This window comes from Mycobacterium sp. MS1601 (genome assembly GCF_001984215.1).
In the GTDB taxonomy this organism is placed as follows: domain Bacteria; phylum Actinomycetota; class Actinomycetes; order Mycobacteriales; family Mycobacteriaceae; genus Mycobacterium.
This window is the reverse complement of the sequence record NZ_CP019420.1, coordinates 2,647,752-2,667,419: the sequence shown is the minus strand read 5'-3', so window position 1 is coordinate 2,667,419 and position 19,668 is coordinate 2,647,752. Positions and strand designations below refer to the sequence as shown.

At 64.6% G+C, this 19,668-nt stretch carries 19 protein-coding genes; 4 read left to right on the top strand and 15 right to left on the bottom strand.

The window, feature by feature from the left end; translation table 11 throughout:
* Positions 1-13: 13 nt before the first annotated feature.
* The 3 genes from BVC93_RS13055 to BVC93_RS13045 all read right to left on the bottom strand — a co-directional run bounded on the left by BVC93_RS13055 (position 14) and on the right by BVC93_RS13045 (position 2,398).
* Entirely contained in the window at positions 14-202 is a 189-nt protein-coding gene (locus BVC93_RS13055) for a hypothetical protein (protein WP_192860307.1), read from the bottom strand.
* Between the two features lie 154 nt (positions 203-356).
* Positions 357-1,211: an HpcH/HpaI aldolase/citrate lyase family protein gene (locus BVC93_RS13050; protein WP_083737734.1), complete on the bottom strand. Its 855-nt coding sequence runs from the start codon at positions 1,209-1,211 to the stop codon at positions 357-359.
* A 68-nt stretch (positions 1,212-1,279) separates the two neighbouring features.
* On the bottom strand, positions 1,280-2,398 hold the full coding sequence (locus BVC93_RS13045; protein ID WP_083737732.1) for a cellulase family glycosylhydrolase: 1,119 nt from the start codon (positions 2,396-2,398) through the stop codon (positions 1,280-1,282).
* A 118-nt stretch (positions 2,399-2,516) separates the two neighbouring features.
* Here BVC93_RS13045 and BVC93_RS13040 point away from each other — a divergent pair, with 118 nt between their 5' ends.
* Positions 2,517-3,419, top strand: a complete 903-nt coding sequence (locus tag BVC93_RS13040) for a serine hydrolase (RefSeq protein WP_083737730.1) — start codon at positions 2,517-2,519, stop codon at positions 3,417-3,419.
* Between the two features lie 71 nt (positions 3,420-3,490).
* Here the strand turns inward: BVC93_RS13040 and BVC93_RS13035 are convergent, their stop codons facing one another.
* Positions 3,491-4,594 carry a coiled-coil domain-containing protein gene (locus tag BVC93_RS13035; RefSeq protein ID WP_083737728.1) on the bottom strand — a complete coding sequence of 368 codons (1,104 nt, stop codon included), beginning with the start codon at positions 4,592-4,594 and terminating at the stop codon, positions 3,491-3,493.
* A gap of 182 nt (positions 4,595-4,776) precedes the next feature.
* Here BVC93_RS13035 and BVC93_RS13030 point away from each other — a divergent pair, with 182 nt between their 5' ends.
* Positions 4,777-5,544 (top strand): DUF1906 domain-containing protein, encoded by a 768-nt coding sequence (locus BVC93_RS13030; protein ID WP_083737726.1) that lies wholly within the window; start codon positions 4,777-4,779, stop codon positions 5,542-5,544.
* 319 nt (positions 5,545-5,863) lie between these two features.
* Positions 5,864-8,977 carry an Ig-like domain-containing protein gene (locus BVC93_RS13025; protein ID WP_236950438.1) on the top strand — a complete coding sequence of 1,038 codons (3,114 nt, stop codon included), beginning with the start codon at positions 5,864-5,866 and terminating at the stop codon, positions 8,975-8,977.
* 10 nt (positions 8,978-8,987) lie between these two features.
* Here BVC93_RS13025 and BVC93_RS13020 read toward each other — a convergent pair whose 3' ends face one another.
* Positions 8,988-9,494, bottom strand: coding sequence for a CGNR zinc finger domain-containing protein (locus BVC93_RS13020; protein ID WP_236950350.1), 507 nt, complete (start codon positions 9,492-9,494; stop codon positions 8,988-8,990).
* A 73-nt stretch (positions 9,495-9,567) separates the two neighbouring features.
* On the opposite strand from BVC93_RS13020, the gene BVC93_RS13015 reads away from it, so the two are divergent.
* Positions 9,568-10,677 (top strand): epoxide hydrolase family protein, encoded by a 1,110-nt coding sequence (locus tag BVC93_RS13015; RefSeq protein ID WP_157516896.1) that lies wholly within the window; start codon positions 9,568-9,570, stop codon positions 10,675-10,677.
* A 51-nt stretch (positions 10,678-10,728) separates the two neighbouring features.
* On the opposite strand, the gene BVC93_RS13010 is transcribed toward BVC93_RS13015, so the two are convergent.
* From BVC93_RS13010 to dnaK, 10 genes are all read right to left on the bottom strand, one after another.
* A complete protein-coding gene (locus tag BVC93_RS13010) occupies positions 10,729-10,941 on the bottom strand; it encodes a hypothetical protein (protein WP_083737722.1) in 213 nt (70 codons plus the stop codon).
* A gap of 78 nt (positions 10,942-11,019) precedes the next feature.
* On the bottom strand, positions 11,020-12,525 hold the full coding sequence (locus BVC93_RS13005) for an FAD-dependent oxidoreductase (protein ID WP_236950349.1): 1,506 nt from the start codon (positions 12,523-12,525) through the stop codon (positions 11,020-11,022).
* Positions 12,522-12,716, bottom strand: coding sequence for a hypothetical protein (locus BVC93_RS33980; protein WP_236950348.1), 195 nt, complete (start codon positions 12,714-12,716; stop codon positions 12,522-12,524). Before BVC93_RS33980 ends, BVC93_RS13005 begins: the two co-directional genes overlap by 4 nt.
* Entirely contained in the window at positions 12,700-12,963 is a 264-nt protein-coding gene (locus tag BVC93_RS13000) for a UBP-type zinc finger domain-containing protein (protein ID WP_083741015.1), read from the bottom strand. The genes BVC93_RS33980 and BVC93_RS13000 overlap by 17 nt, the downstream gene beginning before the upstream one ends.
* Positions 12,960-13,412, bottom strand: coding sequence for a thioredoxin (gene trxA / locus BVC93_RS12995; RefSeq protein ID WP_083737720.1), 453 nt, complete (start codon positions 13,410-13,412; stop codon positions 12,960-12,962). The genes BVC93_RS13000 and trxA overlap by 4 nt, the downstream gene beginning before the upstream one ends.
* 13 nt (positions 13,413-13,425) lie before the next feature.
* Positions 13,426-16,050 carry an ATP-dependent chaperone ClpB gene (gene clpB / locus BVC93_RS12990; RefSeq protein WP_083737719.1) on the bottom strand — a complete coding sequence of 875 codons (2,625 nt, stop codon included), beginning with the start codon at positions 16,048-16,050 and terminating at the stop codon, positions 13,426-13,428.
* Complete coding sequence (locus tag BVC93_RS12985; RefSeq protein ID WP_083737718.1) at positions 16,032-16,349, bottom strand: chaperone modulator CbpM; 318 nt, start codon at positions 16,347-16,349, stop codon at positions 16,032-16,034. The genes clpB and BVC93_RS12985 overlap by 19 nt, the downstream gene beginning before the upstream one ends.
* Positions 16,346-17,254: a DnaJ C-terminal domain-containing protein gene (locus BVC93_RS12980; RefSeq protein ID WP_083741014.1), complete on the bottom strand. Its 909-nt coding sequence runs from the start codon at positions 17,252-17,254 to the stop codon at positions 16,346-16,348. Before BVC93_RS12980 ends, BVC93_RS12985 begins: the two co-directional genes overlap by 4 nt.
* Before the next feature lie 5 nt (positions 17,255-17,259).
* On the bottom strand, positions 17,260-17,775 hold the full coding sequence (locus BVC93_RS12975; protein WP_083737716.1) for a nucleotide exchange factor GrpE: 516 nt from the start codon (positions 17,773-17,775) through the stop codon (positions 17,260-17,262).
* Positions 17,776-17,781: 6 nt separating this feature from the next.
* On the bottom strand, positions 17,782-19,665 hold the full coding sequence (dnaK, locus tag BVC93_RS12970; RefSeq protein WP_083737714.1) for a molecular chaperone DnaK: 1,884 nt from the start codon (positions 19,663-19,665) through the stop codon (positions 17,782-17,784).
* Between the last annotated feature and the right edge of the window lie 3 nt (positions 19,666-19,668).

Sequence of the window (19,668 nt, the reverse complement as noted above, 5' to 3'; positions counted from 1 at the left end):
TGCGCGATACAGGTCACGCAGCATCCGTGCAGGTTGCGTTGTGGCCGAGGGCGACTCCCGCTCCGATGTGCAGCGGGGCGTGGACCTCGGTGTCCAGCACCGCTCCGACCTGGACGCTGGTACCGGGCCCGATCCAGATCGGCGCCTCCTCTGCGCGGATCACCGCGTTGAACCACACACTGGCTCCAGCACAGATCGTCACGTCACCGGCGATCACCGCATTCGGCGCTACCCACGCCTCCGGGTCGATGTCAGGCCATTCCTCGATTTTTCCGCGAACCGCCGGCGCGGACGACAGGCGCGCGTCGAAACCGTCGGTGCGTTCTCACTACAGATCGAGGAGATCAGCTCCGCAGTCAGACCAGGCCGAGCTTGGCTGCGAGGTCGAGTACCGCTTCGGCGCGGGCCCGGGTGGGACCGACGCTGCCGTCGTAGACACCGGTGGGTGCGTCCAGCCGCGCGAGGGTGCGACGTGCCTCGTCGATCTCCAGTGGCGACGGGCTCAGCAGTGAATTGACTGTCTCGGTGTGGGCGAGCTCCAGACACAGCCGTCCGGTCATCCCGGCAGCCTTGGCCACCCCCGTGTCGCGGGTCAGGTGCTCGGTCGCGGTACGCAACGTTGGGCCGTCGATCGGAGCAGGTAGCGCTGCAGCCCGGCTGGCGATCACCAGCCTGGCACGCGCGTAAGCCAGGACCGCCGGGTCATCGCTCATCCCGGTGTCACGCCGGAAGTCACCGACCCCGAAGGCGATCCGTGAGCACCCGGGCGTCCGGGCGATGTCGAGGGCCGACTCGATCCCCAGGGCCGACTCGACGAGAGCCACCACCGGCGTCCCCGCAGGCAGCCGGTCGGTGGTCGCGGCGATGTCGTCGGCGGACTCGGCCTTGGCCAGCATCACCCCGGACAATCCCGGTAGGTCCGCCACGGCGTCCAGGTCCGCCGCCCAATCCAGCGTGCTCACGCAGCTGATCCGCACCCACGCCTGCTGCCCGGCGTCCAACCAGCCGGCGACCGATCGGCGACCAGCTGCTTTCTGGCTGTCGGGCAGGCCGTCTTCGATGTCGAGCACGACTACGTCGGCGCTGCCGGCAACCGCGGTGTCGAACGCCTCATCGCCACCGGGAAGCCCTGGCTGCAGCAGCCATGTCCGCGCCAACGACCAGTGCGGTTTGCGGACACGTTCGGCTCTCGGCGGGGAAACGACGCTCATGCGTCCATCGTCCTGACCTGGCGGTGCCGGCGCCAGGTTGCGCTCATTGTGTTCACGAAACGGTGGTGTCAGACGCTTCTGGCCAGTGTCTGGATGGTCTGGATCTCACTTGCGCGAAAGGCCCGGCCGTCGGGGTGGACCAGGTCGTGCATCCACTGTTCCGGGATGTCGTCGTACGGGTCATCCCAGGAATCCCACGGGAAGTAGGTCTGTGTGCGGCCGGCGATCAGACCCCAGTTGTAGGCACCCACCCCGCGCCGTTTGGCGATCGGCAGGATGTCTTCGACGGTGCAGCCGTCCTCGCGGGCCAGGTACTCGGTGCACAGGATCGGCCGTCCGAGCGGCGCGAGTTCGTCGATCTTGTCCTCGAACGTCTCTGGTTCTGCGTAGCTGTGGAACGTGATGATGTCGGAGTTGTCCAGTTGCATCGCGGCGATGCCAGTCGGGTTGCGAAACGATCCTCGCCATACGCCGCTGGTCAGCGGCTGAGCGGGGTTGACCGAACGAGCCCATTGGAACACCTGCGGCAGCAGCTTGCCGACGACCTCTTCCTTGTCGCTGCGCTCGACGGCGCTGTACTGGGGTGCCGGGTTGTCCGGCTCATTCCACAGGTCCCAGCCCAGCACGCGACCGTCATTGCGGAAGGCCCCGATGACTCCGGTGACATAGTCGCGGAGGATGGGCTGGTACTCCGGTTTGTCGATGAGCGCGGCGCCGGGACCCTGCACCCACCGGGAGTTGTGCACGCCTGCGGTCGGGGCCTTTTGGGGACCGATTCTCGGGTGTGGGTCCCAGCAGGAGTCGAAGAGGACGAACAGCGGTTTGATGCCGTGGCTGGAGGCGATGCCGACGAATTGGTTCACTCGCTGCAGGAACCCCGCCCGATCCTGGGCCCAGAGCTGGTCGTGCAGGAACACCCGGACGGTGTTGAACCCGATCTGACGTGCCACCTGCAGCTCACCGTTGATGCGCCGGGGGTCGTAGGTGCCTGCCTGCCACATCTCGAGCTGGTTGCTGGACGTGGCCGGGATGTAGTTGGCGCCGACCAGCCAGCCCTGCTGTTGATACCAGGCATTGGCCTGATCCGCGGTCCAGCGCGTACCTGCCGCCGATGCGATCGGGGCGTGGCCCAGCGCCGCTGCCGCAGCCACCAGGGCAGAAAGCTGGAGGACGGTTCGGCGACGCACCCGAAAAACCTATTTGCTGGGTGCTGCCGGCTTCCAGACGTGAATTCATTCTGCAACCGATCGGGTGGCGACCTGTTACCAAAGCGAACAACTGACGCCCTGCGGCTAACCTGAGAACATGCGACGGCTGCGGTGGGCCCTGGGTGGGGTGACGATTCTCAGCGTGGCGCTGCTGATCGGCGGGTGCGAAGCGCAAGTCTCGGGAATGCCGCCTGCAGCCGAGGTCACCCCGCAGGCTCCTGTTCCGGTGCTACCTCAGGCGCCGGCGGTGGAGGTGACCGCGCCGTTCGACGGGCTCGAGGCGCGGACACGTCAGGCCACCGATGATGCCGCACAGTCCGGTGCCACCATCGAGACGGCGGTATTGGACCGCGACACCGGCCAGCTGGTGACCAACGGCAACAGCCAGCCCTTCCCCATCGCCTCGGTGGTGAAGCTGTTCATCGCCGACGACCTGTTACTGCAGGAGTCCCAGGGTGAAACGGAACTGAGCGCCGCCGACCGCAGATCGCTCGACGTCATGTTGCGCTCCTCCGATGACAGTGCGGCGCAGAGCTTTTGGGACCGCAGCGGCGGAAACGCGATCATCTCCCGGATCAAGGCGCGTTACGGTCTTGCGGGAACCACTGCCCCGTACAACGGGCACTGGGACGTCACACAAAGCACCGCCACCGATCTGGTGCGCTATTACGCGATGCTGTTGGACGGCACTGGCGGGCTACCCCGTGAGCAGGCCGACACGATCTTGAGCAACCTCGCCCAGTTCACCCCGTCGGGCAATGACGGATACCCACAGCGGTTTGGCATCCCCGACGGGCTCTCTGCTGAGCCGGTAGCCGTCAAGCAGGGTTGGTTCTGCTGCTGGAACGGCGGCAATCAGTTACATGTCTCCACCGGTGCCATCGGGCCCGACCGCCGCTTCGTCATGGCCATCGGTTCCCTGGATCCCACCGATGCCGCCACCGCGCGCAACAACGTCACCCGGGCGGTCAAGACGATGTTCCCGGACGGACGGATCTAAACCGCCTGGGGGACCCGCAATCTCGCGAGGCGCGCCAAAGCCACGTCGACGACGGCACCAGCCAGAACTGATCAGCGGCGCGGCGTAGTGGTCACGTGCACATGGTCGAAGTGCCCGTAGCCCGAGCCCTGCGGGCCGCCCGGCGTGTAGTAGACGCCGCGCCAGATCACGTCCTGAACTCCGTACTGGGCTGCATTGCTGAGGAAGAACGTCATGATCTGGTCGCCGAGTGCGATGCCCTCAGGGCTACCCGCGTTGGGGATCATGATGTCGATCGCCAGACCGCTCGGATGCCATGGTTTCGAGTCCGGCCGCACTCCACCGATATCGGAGATCTGGGGGAACTGGTGGCTGACGGCCCGCGCCGCGAGGATGGTGTTCGGTTGGAGCCCAACCTCTGAGGCCACCCCCACCGGCAGCGCCTCCGGGTTCAGCACCGCAGCAGGGGGAGGAGCAAGGGGCGGGGCCCCGGGAGGAGCAACATCACCGGGCGGCAAACCGGGCATCGCGGCAAGAGGTGGCGGAGCAGGTGCGGAGGCAATGTCGACCGCGGCCTGCTGCTGCGGCGTCAACGCTGCGTACTGCGCCTCGGCAGCGGTGATCTGCCTCAGCATCTCGTTCAGTTTGGCCTGCAGTTCCGCACGCACTGCTGCGGCCTGCTGCGCCGCGGCGCGGGCGTCGGCGGCCGACTTCTCCGATGCTCGGGCAGCAGCGGCGGCGCGCTCGCGTCGGGCCTGGAACTCCCGAAGTTGGCCGGCGGCCTGCGTGGCCACTGCCCGCTGCAGTGACAGCCCGTCGATCAGTCCCTGTGGGGACTGCGCGGTGAGCGCCGCGCTCAACTGACCGGTGTGTCCGCTCATATAGGTCATGACCGCCACCTGGTCGACCGCTTGCTGATAGGGCGCAAGCGCGGCATTGGCGACGTCGAGCGCCTTCAGATCGGCTCGGTGCCTCTCTTCGGCAGTGGTCTGGACAGCGAGCTTGGCGTCCACATCATCCTGGGCAGTGGTGACAGCCTTGCGGCTCTCCAAAGCCTGACTGGACAGATCGTTGAGCTTGGCCAGCGCGTCGGCCGCCGGGTCCGCCAACACGTCGCCCAGCGACACCGCCAACACCAGGACCGCGGCGGCCGAACCGCACACCGTTCGCCGAAGTGAATGGCGCATCCAGGTCATTCGGATTGTTCACGATCCTTCGTCACGCGGACCGTCCCGGCCCGGCTGTGGGTGTCCCGGCACAGGCTACGAACCACCCCGGGCGATGTCCACTCGTCGTTGTGGCCTGCAGGCGGCGACACGACACGACGTCGAACCAAAGGTCACAACATTCACAAATGCCACTTTGTTAACATCTCCACGTGCTCCTGACCCGGCGTGAGGCGTTGCGCTATGCCACCGCCGCGTCCGCGCTGGCGGGCCTGGGTGCCGCAACCGGAGTCGGCTCACCCCCAGCGGCGGCCGCGGGTCCCACACTGATCGACTACGCCATGCGCCAGATACCCGCTCAGGACATCCGCGCGGCGGGCCACGCCGGGGTGATCAATTACGTCTCCACCTCGCGGCCCGGTTCGTCCTTCGGCGCCAAGCCGATCACCCTGCCCTACGCGCAGTCGCTCAACGCCGCCGGCCTGGTGATCGTCAGCAACTACCAGTACGGCAAACCGGGCGGCACGGCACCGTCGGACTTCACCCGCGGGTACGCCGGCGGCGTCGCCGACGCCCGTACCGGCTGGCAGCTGCACACCGCCGCCGGTGGCGGGCAGAGCGCACCGATCTATTTCAGCGTCGACGACGACATCGACCGCCAAACGTGGATCAATGTCGCGCTGCCGTGGTTTCGAGGGATCAACTCGGTGATCGGAGTGCAGCGCACCGGCGTGTACGGGGGGATCCGGACGTGCCAGTGGGCGACGGCCGACGGTGTCATCGGTCGCTCCCGCACGCCGGGCAAGGTATGGGCCTGGCAGACCCGGTCCTGGTCGCAGGGAGAGATCTATCCCGGCGCAGTTCTCTACCAGCGCATCATCGACACCGAATCCAATCCTGGACCCGTGGTGGGCGGCATCCGCGTGGATGTCAACGATGTCCTGGCCCAGGATTGCGGCCAGTGGAACTTCCACCCGTGACCACCGCCTGATCAGCAGACCTACCCCTACGCGTCTACCCGATGTCGCGATGCGCCCGGGGAAATGCGGCACCGGACGTCAGCTGCGAACAGCTCTCACGCACAAGGTGTCGAGCCAGCAGGATGAGGCGTCGAACCGCGCGCTCCCAGCGTCTGCAAGGAGCGACAGGCAGCGTCACGGACCGCCCTGCATGCGCTGACACTCTGACCACTTTTTTGCCGAGCAACGAGTGAACAATTTAACGGATATGTTAATGTCCCGTGATCTGCCTCACCTTTTGTGAGTCGTCGTCGTCGCGGCACGTTCCACGGCGTTGGTGATGCTTGCGAAATCACGCAGATTATGTCGCTGTTCGGAGCAGCTCGGGGTAATCGAGCAGAGCAAGGGAGCAACATTGGCCGCCTCCAGCCCTCGGAAGTCACGTCGGATCAAAGGTCGTCATCGCAAGCCCTCTAGCTTTGCGACAAATGATTGCTCGCGGTGGTTACTAGCTGGAATGGTCGGCACCGGGCTTGCCGCAGCTATCGCCAGCGGCCAAGGCGTCGCGTCGGCCAGCACGGGTGATTCCCCGAGTTCCGGAGATTCGTCCTCCAGCGCCGATGGAGCCGCCGGCCCGTCCAGTGGGCAGGACAATGACGACGCCGGCAGCAGCACCCGAGACACAACCCCGTCGGCATCAGAGCAAGACGACGAGTCCGCGCAGGACGACGAGTCTGCGGAGGACGAAGACGACGACGCAATTGAGGCGGACGAGGATCCCGACGATGCGCCGGACACGGATTCGGAGGACGAGGATTCCGACGAAGAACCCACGGATCCCGATGAGGTAGACGACTCACCGACGGCGACGGACGAGACCGAGGAGTCTCCCGAGGTCGAGTCGCCGGTCGAATCAACGCCCCCGGCACCACAGAGTCATCCGACGGACACGGAGGAGATCGACGCGCCGCCGGCATCCTCGTCGGCTCCGAACGGTGCCATTGAGCCCGACGAGCCGTTGGCGCCGGCGAACATCGATTCCGTGGTTGAACCGGAGCCGCCAACGGCCGCTGCACCGGTTGCCTTGGCGGTCACAACAGCCGTGCCCGGGTCGAACGAACATTTCCTGGCCGTGTTGCAGCGGGCGATCAACCGATTGGGAACCTGGCCCGGTGTCCCGCGAAACTTCGTCGACATCACCAATTACGTGACCGACCACAGCCTCGATGCCGCCAACGACCAGCTGGACGCGTTGATCTCTGCCGCTCTGCCGGGTAGTCCGGCGCGCTGGCTTCCCGATCTGCTCGAGATCGTGGGGCTCTTCGTCAAGCCGGCGCTACCCAACTTCACGTTCACCGACACTCTCAACACGCTCGGCGACTTCTTCAATCGTGTGGTGCCGCCATTCAGAATCTCCGACGGCGCAGGCACGTTCGGCATCATCACGCAGTACAAGATCATGGGTGCCGCCGTGGTGGGGACGGCAACGGTTCTGCAGGACATGCTGAACGGCATCTACGACCCGGTCCAGTGGGCGATCCATGTCATCAAGGCAACCACCGGGGCCACCGTCACCGAATCCGATCTCAGCAACTTCAGCAGTCTGTCCAGCAAAGTTGTTGCGGCGCAGGCTGCAGCACTTCTCGGCGGCGACGGCGGCGCGTTCAACGAGCCCCAACGAGCCTTCAATCTGACACTGCCCACCTGGACCGCCGCCCAGGTGAATCCCTTCACCATCGTGACCTACATCGCCGTGGTTGCCATGTACAAGCGGTTTCAGGAAATGGCCGTCCTGACAACCTTCACCACCAGCACGACCTACGACAGTTGGCATTACGCCACTCCGGGCTTCGGCCTCTACGCGGCCGGCACGTTCCATGCGGTCGATCCGGACGGGAACCCCGTGACTTTCCCCGCCGGAGGGTCCCTCGGCGCGACGTACATCTCCCAGATCGGCGGGGCAACGGTCACGGTGAACACCGTCGACGGCGGCTTCACTTACACACCGTGGTTCCAGAGTGCCGCGTTTCTGCACAGGTCGACCTCGGAGAACCCCGAGGACCGATACGACACCGTGCAGATACCGGTGCTGTCCGCAGACGGCGTCTCGTACACGCTCACCTTCAAGATCGAAATCGTCGGCGGTTCGAACGCCAATCCGACGGCAACCCACACCGTGGGCAGCTCCGACGCACTCGGCGTCGTGAAGGGCAAAGTCACCGGCAGCGATTCCGACGGCGACACGTTGACCTATTCGCTGGTCGACACGTCGGTCAACGGTGCGAGCGGCAACTCCGCTTACACCAAGAACGGCACCGGTAACGGCGGGATCGTCACCATCAACCCGACCACGGGTGATTTCACCTACGTCTCGTCGGCGACGGCGGGTGCCACTCAGAGCTTTCAGGTACGAGTGTCCGACGGCCACGGCGGCAGCGTCATCAGAACGGTCACGGTCACCAACACCACGTCGATCACCCCGACCAACGTCAACACCTCCACGCCGTACGTCGTCAGTGGCTCGGTGCCGGGTTCGACCAATTCCCCGGGAGTGTTCACCAGCTACACGCTGGGCAGCGCCCCGACAAAGGGGACGGTGACCTCGTTCAACCCCTCCACCGGAGCGTTCACCTACGTCTCGAACGTAGGCCGCGTCACCGCGAACGACGACATCGTGACTGTGCTCGCCACCGATGCCAATGGCCGCACCGTCACATTGCGCATGGCCGTCCAGCCCACGGTGACCAACAACGCGCCTGTGGTGGTCTCGACGACGACGGACAAGGGCAGCACGGACTCCAACAAGTGGCGCCTCGACACCCTGACCGGTAACAACCGGCAGCAGACGACCACCGGCAGGATCATCGCCACCGACGCCGATGGAGACACCCTCACCTATTCGTTGGTCAATTCGGTGACCCACGCCCCCGTGTCCACGACCACCAACGGTGGCACCGTCACGTTCAATGCAGACGGCTCGTACACCTACACCATCATCAAGGACAAGTCGTACTTCCACGCGGCGGCCAAGGTAGGGGCATCCGGAGCGGATGTGAGTGACACGTTCACTGTCGCAGTGACAGACAGCTTCACTGGGAGCGTCGCGTACACCACGGTGACGATGTCCACTTTCGCGGTGAACAGCGCACCCACCTTTGTCAGCTCCAGCGGGGTGACGAACGTCTTCGGACTCAAGACCGTCAGCGGTATCAAGTTCACCGATGCTGACGGCGACACGATCGGGACGACACGCAACCCCTCGAACGGAGCTGCCGGGTACTTCGCTCCGAGCGGTTTCACCGGGGGTACCGACAATGTCCAAAGCGGCGTCGGCGCTCTGGTCACCTTCACGGGCACGTACACCCTGTACGTGCAAGACGGGTACTACACGGTCAACAACGGCGTCATCACCGGTTCATACGCCGTGTCGACGCCAACCAGGTCGTGGAGCTGATCAGCGCACCTCATTGGCTCCGCTGCGCGCGCGAACGACGGTAGGTGCGGGTTTTGTGTCGGTTGCCACAGACGTCCATCGAGCACCACCGACCCCCACCACTGCGGGACGTGTCGTAGAACGCCCATCGACAGTCCGGCGAAGCGCACAGCTTGAGGCGGTGCCATTTGCCGGCGGCGACACTGGTCGCCACCGTCTCCACGATCACGTCCAGCCCCGCCACGCCGGTGTCTGCGGCGATGCGCAGGTGTCCGGCTGAGTCCGGCGCCAGACGTAAGGCATATGGGTCGAAGGCGGAGAGCTCGACCGCCCCGCCCCCCAACAGTTGCCGAAGGCTCGCACGCAAGGCCACCGCAACATTCAGGTCGGACTCGGCCAGCTCCGCATCGTCGAGATGATGCGCACGCAACCACGCCGATAATCCTGCAAGCGAACACAATTCGTCGCTGGGGACATGGCGTTCACCGTGCACGCTGAACGTCCGCTCGTCCAGCGTGTTGAGGAACTGCTCGACCACGGTCAAATCCACGACACCAGCTTAGCCGTAATCAGGTGTTGACAGACCTCGACACCAGTAATACGTTTTAGTGGTGTCCTATCTGCGGAAGACTCTCAATGTCACCCCCGATGACCTGGAAGATCTGCGCTCGCGCCTGCGCAACACGAGATGGGCGCGAACTTGGCCTCGTCCCCCCTGGCAGGCGGGCACCGATGCTGAGACGCTGCGCCGCCTGATCGCCTACTGGGGCGACGGATACGACTGGCGGGGCTGGGAAACGCACATCAACGCGCTTCCGCACCGTTTCGCCCAGATCGACGGCGTCCAGATCCACTACCTCCGGTTCAACGCCGGCCGGGACGACGCCCTGCCACTTCTCCTGGCCAACGGATGGCCCAGCACATTCTTTGAGTTGGTCGAGCTGGCGAAAATGCTGGCCGACAACGGATTCACGGTAATCGTGCCATCACTGCCCGGGTTCACCTTCTCCGATGCCCGCCCGAGCCTGGACCAGTCGCTGCCTACACACGAACTCTGGCATCGACTCATGCATGACGAACTCGGATACCGCCACTACGGTGTGCACGGCGGCGACCTCGGTGCCGGCATTGCCGGTTGGCTCGCGCAAGCTCATCCGGAATCGGTTGTCGGACTACATCTTCTGGATGTCGATCGCACCTTCACCGGCGACGAAGGCAACCTGGACACCGAATCGCGAACGTTCCTCAGCGACTTCAAGATCTGGGCCGACGAGGAGGGCGCCTACGCCCACCAGCACCGCACCCGTCCGATGACGCTGGCGCAGGGACTGAGCGACTCCCCATCGGGCCTGCTGGCCTGGATCCTGGAGAAGTACCGGGCCTGGAGCGACGACTTCGCCAGCTTCAGCGATGATTTTCTGCTGACCCAGGCATCGCTGTACTGGTTCACGAACACGATCTCGACGTCGCTGCGCGAATACTATGAGCGTGGAAATGGTTACGCACCAACACTTCACCGGGTCACGACGCCTACCGCGATCGCCTGGTTCCCGGCAGACCTGGGCGCCAAGCCGCCGCGCAGCTGGGTAGAGCGCAAGTATAATCTGGTTCGTTACACCAGCATGCCGCGTGGAGGCCACTTCGCTGCGCGAGAAGAGACCTCGCTTGTCGGCAACGACATCACGACCTTCTTCCGTAACGTCCATCCGACGGCGGCGTGAGTGAGCAGCAGCGCGCAGTAAACCAGGCGCGGATTCTCGACTGGGCCGCGGTCATTGCTGCACCGGGCGATCATCGTCAGCGAGAGGAACAACGATGGCCTGGTCGATCACGTCGGAGAGATCTGCCTCGGCATCCCTGCGGCTGGCGATATCAGCAGGATCCAACCCTGTTTCGTCGACTGTGGGATCGACGGGGATCTGCTGTTCTGCCACATCGGCTTCGGGCTTGTCGTCGGTCAGCGGGACATCCTCTGCGTTTGTCATGATTGCTCCATATTCACGAGCCGGCGGTTGTCGGGTGCGAGCTGGGCGAAGCGGTGTTCAAGCTCCAAGTTCTGCCGACTACACCCCAAAGTACTCATGGATTTGTCGAATTGCCATAGCTCCCTCGCCGACCGCCGACGCCACTCGCTTCACCGAGCCACTACGCACATCGCCTGCTGCGAACACACCAGGACGGCTGGTCTCCAGCATCATCGGCTGACGTTGGGACTCCCGGCGATTGCTGTCGGTGTCCGAGTAGCGAGCGGCCGAGCCGGTCGCCACGAAACCGTGGTCGTCGAGCTTGATGGCACCTGTGAGCCACGAGGTGTTGGGAACCGCACCGATGAAGACAAACAGAGCGCGGGCCTGGATCGACTGCTGCTCACCTGTCCGAGTGTCCTCGGCAACCACCGCGTTGAGCAGGTGATCCCCGTGCACCTCCCGGACCTCGGTATGCAAGCACACCGTCACCCGGGGGTGCCGGCGGATCCGGTCGACGAGATATCGGGACATGTTCTCGTTCAGGTCGTCACCCCGGATCATGACGTACACCCGGGAGACCCGCTCGGCAAGGAACACCGCGGCTTGGCCGGCGGAGTTGCCCCCGCCGACAATGACGACGGGCCCCGTACCGCACATCAACGCCTCGTGATAGGTGGCGGCGTAGTAGACGCACTTGCCCTCGAACGATTCGATTCCAGGCACGGCGAGCCTGCGGTACCGCGCTCCGGTGGCAAGCACCACGGCACGCGTGACCACCGACGACTGATCAGCGAAATGCAGCACATGCTGACGGCTGCCTGATTCCAGGCCGACCACCTCAGCAGCAACCATGATCCGTGCGCCGAACTTGCCGGCTTGCAGCACCGCCCGCTCGGCCAAGTCGCCACCCGAGATCCCGCCCGGAAATCCTAGATAGTTCTCGATTCTCGACGATGTGCCGGCCTGCCCACCTGTTGCGATTCGCTCCACGGCCGCCGTGATGAGACCGTCCGACGAGCCGTACACGGCCGCACCCAGTCCGGCTGGACCGGCGCCCACCACAACGACGTCGCATTCGTGGGGCGCGGTATCGGCCACCGGCAGGCCCACTCGGCGAGCCAGCTCGGTTGTGGTCGGGTTGCGCAGCACCTCGCCGGCCCAGATCACCACCGGTGCGTCCTGCGGTGATATGCCGAATCGCTGCAGCAGCCGCTCGGCGTGCTTGTCACGTTCGAGATCAAGCCATTTGTGCGGCAGCCGGTTTCGCGCAGCGAATTCGCACAACCGCACGGTATCGGGGTCAAAACACGAGCCGATGACCCGGAATCCTGATCCATCCTGGATGAGCAGCGAACGTCGCAACAGGTATGCACGCAGAATGAGGTCACTGAGTATCGGATCGTGGGCGACTAGGGTCCGAACCCGCTCATTCGGTATCACCAGCACTTCACCGGGTTCCACCACTTCTGCGGTGTAGAACGCGGCCTGACCTTCGAGATCACCCAACTCTCCGAGAAACCGCCCCGGGCCATGCACCCGGATCACCTGTTGATCACCGTCGTCGTCGGTCGAAACGACGGCGACCTTGCCCGACAGGATCACGAAGAAGTAATCCGAGCGTTCCCCTCGCGAACCAGCGCGTCTCCGATATCGACACTGCGCCGGGCGCCTCCTGTCTCGAGGACGGCGATCTGATCGTCGGACAGGCAAGGGTAGGCACCATGCAAGTCGGGGGTTTCGGCCAGCGGAGTCGACGCGCGCTGGTCGGTGTCGACGTCAGACGAAATTCTCATGGACATAACACCATCGCCAATTCTCCCCTGGTTCCATGGACCGAACGATCGGATGGCTCACCGTGTGCGCGTGCGCCCGGGCATGCCGCATCGGTGACGAGTCGCAGCAACCAACGTGTCCGCATGTCAGACACAGCCGCAGATGCACCCACGGCGTGCCAAGCCTCAGACATTCCTCACAGCCGCTGGTCCGCGGGCGTACCCGCCGAATTGCTGCGACGTCTGGATCCACACCAACCGAGGTCATGGCTGTGTCTCCTTCCTACTGTCGGAAGACAACACCTGATCCAGCCAATTACGCAATGCTGCAACGGGAGCGGCTCCAGACTGACGCCCGAGTACTTCGCCGTTCTCCATGAGCAGGAGCGTCGGCACCGCCTTGACCGTGAACCGTTGCGAAGTCGCCGGCGCCTTGTCCACATCGACCTTGACCAATTTGAGTTGTCCGGCGCGTTCACCTGCAAGACGCTCCAGCGCCGGACTGACCATGCGGCACGGCCCACACCAGGTCGCCCACAGGTCCACAAGAACCGGCACCGAGGCCTTTTCGGCAATGTCAGCGAAGTTTCCGTCGCCGGCCTCAGCGATCCACGGCAGCCACTGGTGGCAGTTGGCACACCGGGGCTTGCCCGAAGCCGCCGCGGCCACTCGATTGCGCTTTCCGCAGTGCGGACATGTCACGATGTCTGAATCCATGTCGCCTCCTCCATCAGGCCGCGAGGGCCGATTCCGAATAGTCCACGGCGAGTTCGCCGTTCTCTACCGTGACGCGAACTTCCCCACCACCGGCAATGTCACCGCGCAGCAGCGCACGGCCGATCTTGGTCTCGACTTCGTGGGCGATGTAACGGCGCAGTGGCCGCGCTCCGTACACCGGGTCATATCCGTGTTCGGCGATCATCCGGCGAGCGTCCGGGGTGATGTCGAGCTTGATTTGCCTTTCGGCCAACCTATCCCGCAGCTCCGCCAGCTGTAGTTCGACGATACGTTCAAGCTGCGGCATCGACAGCGGCGTGAACAGCACGATGTCATCCACGCGATTGAGGAATTCCGGCCGGAAGTGTCCGCGTAACTCGCCCATCACCCGATCACGCGCGTCGGGCTTGATTTCCCCGTCCGCGGTGACCCCGTCGAGCAGGTGATGCGATCCGATGTTGGAGGTCATGATGACCACCGTGTTGCGAAAGTCGACCTGGCGTCCTTGCGCATCGGTGAGCCGGCCGTCGTCCAGCACCTGGAGCAGCGTATTGAACACGTCGGCGTGCGCCTTCTCGATCTCGTCGAGCAGCACCACCGAGTAGGGCTTACGCCGCACCGCCTCGGTGAGCTGGCCGCCCTCCTCGTAGCCGACGTATCCCGGTGGCGCACCGACCAAACGGCTCACCGTGTGCCGCTCCTGATACTCGCTCATGTCAAGCCGGACCGTGTTGTCCTCACTGTCGAACAGCGCGGCGGCCAGCGTCTTGGCCAGCTCGGTTTTGCCTACCCCGGTGGGTCCGAGGAAGATGAAGGAGCCGATCGGTCGGCGTGGGTCGCGGATTCCCGAGCGGGCCCGAATGACTGCATCGGCGACCAACTGGACCGCCTCATCCTGGCCGATCACCCGCTCATGCAGTATCTCATCGAGTCGCAGAAGTTTTTCCCGTTCACCCTCCTGCAACCGCGCGACCGGTATGCCCGTCCAGGCAGCCACGATTTCGGCGATCTCGTCCTCGGTCACGACCTCACGTAGCAACCGTGTTTTGCCCTGCTTGGACTTCAGTTGCGCCTCGGCCGCTTCCAGTCTTCTTTCCAGTTCGGTCATCTGGCCGTAGCGTAACTCGGCGGCCCGATTGAGGTCGTAATTGCGTTCGGCTTCTTCGGTCTCATGCCGGAGCTGCTCGAGTTGCCCGCGCAGTTCCTGTACCCGCCGGATCGCCTGCCGTTCGGCATCCCATTGTGCGTGCTGAGCGCCGGCTTCCGAGCGCAGATCCGCCAGTTCTCTTCGAAGCTCCTCGAGACGTGACTTGCTGGCCGCGTCGGTCTCCTTGGCCAGCGCTGCCTCCTCGATCTCGAGCCGGGTCACCCGCCTGGTGAGTTCGTCCAACTCCGCTGGCATGGAATCGATTTCGGTACGAAGTCGCGCGCACGCCTCATCCACGAGATCGATCGCTTTGTCCGGCAGGAAGCGGTCGGTGATGTAACGGTGCGACAGAGTTGCCGCCGCCACCAGTGCGGCATCCTGGATCTTGACCCCATGGAACACCTCGAGGCGTTCACGCAGCCCGCGCAAGATGGAAACGGTGTCCTCGACGTCGGGTTCGTCCACCAGCACCGTCTGGAATCGGCGCTCCAGGGCGGCGTCCTTTTCGATGTGCTTGCGGTACTCGTCGAGGGTGGTGGCACCGATCATGTGCAGCTCACCTCGAGCCAGCATCGGCTTGAGCATATTGCCGGCATCCAGGGACCCCTCCGCCGCCCCAGCGCCGACCACAGTGTGCAATTCGTCGACAAACAGCAAGATATGGCCCTCGGCGGCCTTTACCTCTGCCAGTACCGCTTGCAGCCGTTCCTCGAACTCGCCGCGATACTTGGCCCCTGCCACCAGTGCGCCCATATCGAGAGAAAATATGGTCTTGTCGCGCAGACCTTCCGGGACGTCCCCGCGAACGATGCGCTGGGCGAGCCCTTCGACTATCGCAGTCTTGCCAACGCCGGGATCGCCGATGAGTACCGGATTGTTCTTGGTCTTGCGGCTGAGAATCTGCGTCACCCTGCGGATCTCGGCATCACGCCCGATCACCGGGTCCATCTTGCCGGAACGGCCCTCGGCGACCAGGTCGCGGCCGTACTTCTGCAGCGCCTCGTAGGCGCCTTCCGGCGTTGCCGAGGTGACCCGCTGGTTGCCGCGCACCTTGGTCAGCGCAGCCAGGAAGGAATCTCGGGTCACCTGGTGGGAGGCCAGAATCTTCCCAGCGGCGCTGGCCGTACCCTCTTCGGTCAGCGCGATGACAAGGTGTTCGACGGACACGTATTCGTCCTTGAGCCGCTTGGCTTCCCGCTCGGCGGCATCCAACAGGTTCGCCAGCCGCCTGGTGACGGAGACTTGGCCCGGCGCGGCGCCGGGGCCACTGACCTTCGGGCGTCTGTTCAACTCACGCTCGAGATCATTGCGCAGTGCCGCGGTGTCGGCGCCCGCCTGATCAAGCAACCGCGGCACCAGGCCCTCGGACTGATCAATCAGCGCCATCAACAAGTGTTCACCGTCGACCTCGGTATGGGCCATCCGGGTCGCGATGGCTTGAGCCTCAGCCAACGCCTCCTGCGACTTCTGCGTCAGCTTGTTGATGTCCACAGCGATGCCCTCCTTTGGTGCGATGCCGATTCCAGGTCGTCGATACGGTCGAGCAGGTCGAGCACCAGTCCGATCGCTGCGTAGTTCAGCCCCAGACCGGTTCGCAGCCTTTGGATTCTCCCGACGGTGGCCAACGAGGAAGCCGGGAACCACAAGTGACCGCGGGCATCTCGTCGGCAGCCCAGCAGGCCCAGCGCCACCAGTCGGCGCACCATGTCGGGGTGTAGCCCGCAGCGCGCCGCAAAGACGTCGAGCGGCATTTCGGACCGCCGCGCCAGCACGTAGCGTTGGGCGGTCATCGTGACCTCCTGGGGTCGAAGGTGGATTCGGCGGCCAGTTGCTTGAACAGATCACGCTCCCGCGCAGTGGGTTTGGCTGGCACCATCACCTTGACCTCGGCATAGAGGTCGCCCGCGCCACCTCGCGGATTGGGCATTCCTTCACCGCGCAAGCGCAGCCGGCGGCCGGTCGAGGAGCCCTGCGGAACCTTGACTTTCGCCTCGCCGCCAGGAGTTTCGATGGCGACAGTTGTCCCCAGCACCGCCTCCCACGGCGAGACCGGCAGATCGAGGGTGATGTTGCGTCCATCCAGTCGAAACCGGGGATGCGGCGTGATACGTACCAGCAGGTACAGATCTCCGGCGGGTCCATCGCCGCTGCCCCGGCCCCCTTCTCCCGCCAGCCGGATCCGTTGCCCGTCGAGGACGCCGGCGGGAATGTTCACCGTGTAGTTGCGACCACCCAATGACAGTTGCCGCTTGCCGCCCCGGTAGGCCTCCTCAACCGTCAGTTCCAACACCGCTTCCTGATCCGCACCTGGAATCGGCCCGAAACCGCCGCCACCACCGAACAGGTCGCCGAAGAGGTCTTCGATGTTGATTCCCCCGCCGGAACCCTGGCCGTAGCGCACCCGTGCCCCGGAGGGTCCCCCTGCACGAAAGCCGCCGGCACCGGCTCCCACCCGCTCCTCCCAATCCTCTGGGACCTTGCGGAAGTCCGCGCCGAATCGGTCGTAGCGCTTGCGTGTCTCGGGGTCTGAGAGCACATGGTAGGCCTCGTTGATCTCCTTGAATCGGTCCTCAGCGCCAGGATCCTTGTTGACGTCGGGGTGATGCTTGCGGGCCAGTGTCCGAAACGCCTGCTGGATCTGATCGGCTGTCGCGTCCCGCGACACCCCGAGTACCTGGTAGTAATCGCCGGCCACGAAGCTCACTCCCCGCGGCGGCTGACAACTACGGCCGCCGGCCGTAGTTGTCGCGAGCCTTCGCCGTAACCCGGTCGCAGCACTTCGACAACCGTCCCGGGCGCGCTGTCCGGTTGCTCCACCACGCCGACCACTTCGTGCCGCTCCGGGTCGAAGGGCACCCCTGCCTCCGCATTCCGCGGATAGCCGAGGTGCTCGAGGACCTGCAGAGCTTGTTCGAGAATGCCCCGCACGCCCGCGACAACCGCGTCGGACTGCTCGCCGGCATGACTGAGCGCGCGCTCCAGATTGTCCACCACGGGCAGCCACGCCCCGGCCACCCTCGATCGTTCCGTGGCTCGTTCGTGGTCCAGCTCGCGGGCATAGCGCTTGCGCACATTGTCCAGATCGGCAACGGCGCGTCGCCAGCGATCCTCCAGTTTGGCCAGCTCGTCGCTCGAATCATGCGGGGCCACAATTACTTCTGAGGGATGCTCGTCTACCCGTTCCTCGGCCTTGGATTGCTCTGCGGAGCTGACCATGGGGGCTCAACTCCGGTCGAACTCGGCGTCGACCACATCGTCATCACCCACGGGAGAGGCCTGGCCGTTGTCGGTGGGCTGCCCGTTCCCTCCACCGGAGGACATGGGCTGCAATCCATAAAGCACCTGTTGTAGCTCAGATGTCAGAGCCTGCACTCGATCCAACGGTGCGTCTTGTGCAACAGCTTGACGTGCATCGGCAACCAACATCTCGGCGCGTGCCCGATCATGCGGCGCCGCCTGCTCGCCCAGCTCGGCAAGTCTGCGCTCTACCTGGTACGCCGCCGAGTCGAGTGCGTTGCGCGCCTCGACGGTCTCGCGCAGTCGCTCGTCCTCGCGTCGGTTCGCCTCGGCATCGGCGAGCATCCGCTCAACCTCGTTCTTGTCGAGGTTGGACTGCTCGCTGATGGTGATGCTCTGCTCGGCGCCGGTGTCCTGGTCCCGTGCGGTGACGTGCAGAATGCCGTTGGCGTCGACATCGAAGGTCACCTCGACCTGCGGCTCACCCCTGGGCGCCGGTCTGATGTTCTCCAGCTTGAAACGGCCGAGCACCCGGTTGTCCCTGGCCAACTCCCGTTCACCCTGCAGCACAACGATGTCCACGGCCGGCTGGCTGTCGGCCGCAGTGGTGAACACCTCGCTGCGGCGTACGGGGATGGTGGTGTTGCGCTCGATGATCTTGGTCATCAGCCCGCCTGCGGTCTCCACACCGAGCGATAGCGGCGTGACATCGAGTAGCAGAACATCAGAGACCTCGCCCTTGAGCACTCCGGCCTGGATTGCGGCGCCGAGCGCGACCACCTCATCCGGATTGACACTCATGTTGGGGTCTTTGCCGCCGGTGAGCCGGCGCACCAAGGCTTGGACTGCGGGGATCCGGGTGGACCCGCCGACCAGGATCACCTCGTCGATGTCATTCGCACTCACCTTGGCGTCGCTCATCGCCTGCTTGACCGGGCCCATCGTTCGCTCGACCAGATCCGCGGTCAGATCCTCGAACTTCGATCGCATGATCGTGGTGGTCAAATGCTTGGGTCCGCTGGCGTCGGCGGTGACGAACGGCAGATTGACCTGGGTCTGCGCCATCGACGACAGTTCGACCTTGGCCTTCTCGGCCGCCTCGAACAGTCGCTGCAGCGCCTGTGGATCCTTGCGCAAATCGATGTTCTCTGCGCGCTGGAACTCGTCGGCGAGGTACTCCACGAGCCGGCGATCGAAATCATCACCACCCAGGTGTGAATCACCGGACGTGGCACGCACTTCGACCACACCGTCGCCCACGTCGAGCAGACTCACATCGAACGTGCCGCCACCGAGGTCGAAGACGAGCACCGTCTCGTGCCCCTTTTTGTCCAGCCCGTAGGCCAGCGCCGCGGCGGTGGGCTCGTTGATGATGCGCAGCACCTCCAGCCCGGCGATTCGGCCGGCGTCCTTGGTGGCGTTGCGCTGGGCGTCGTTGAAATACGCCGGGACGGTGATCACCGCCTCTTTGACGCGTTCACCGAGGAACTTTCCGGCGTCGTCGACAAGTTTGCGCAACACCTGCGCGCTGATCTCCTCAGGGGAGTACTTCTTGCCGCGCACGTCGAACCGGGCGGCGCCTCCCTCACCCTCGACAACGTCGAAGCTGACCGCCTTGGCTTCTTCCGATATCTCGTCGAACCGTCGGCCGATGAAGCGCTTAGCCGAGTAGATGGTTCCCTTGGGATTCATGACCGACTGCCGCCTGGCCAGCTGTCCGACCAGGCGCTCCCCGCTTTCGGTGAACGCCACCACCGACGGCGTCGTGCGCGCTCCTTCGGTGTTGGGGATCACGATCGGTTCCCCGCCCTGCCAGGCGGCGATCACCGAGTTGGTTGTTCCCAGGTCGATGCCTACCGCTGTGGCCATGAT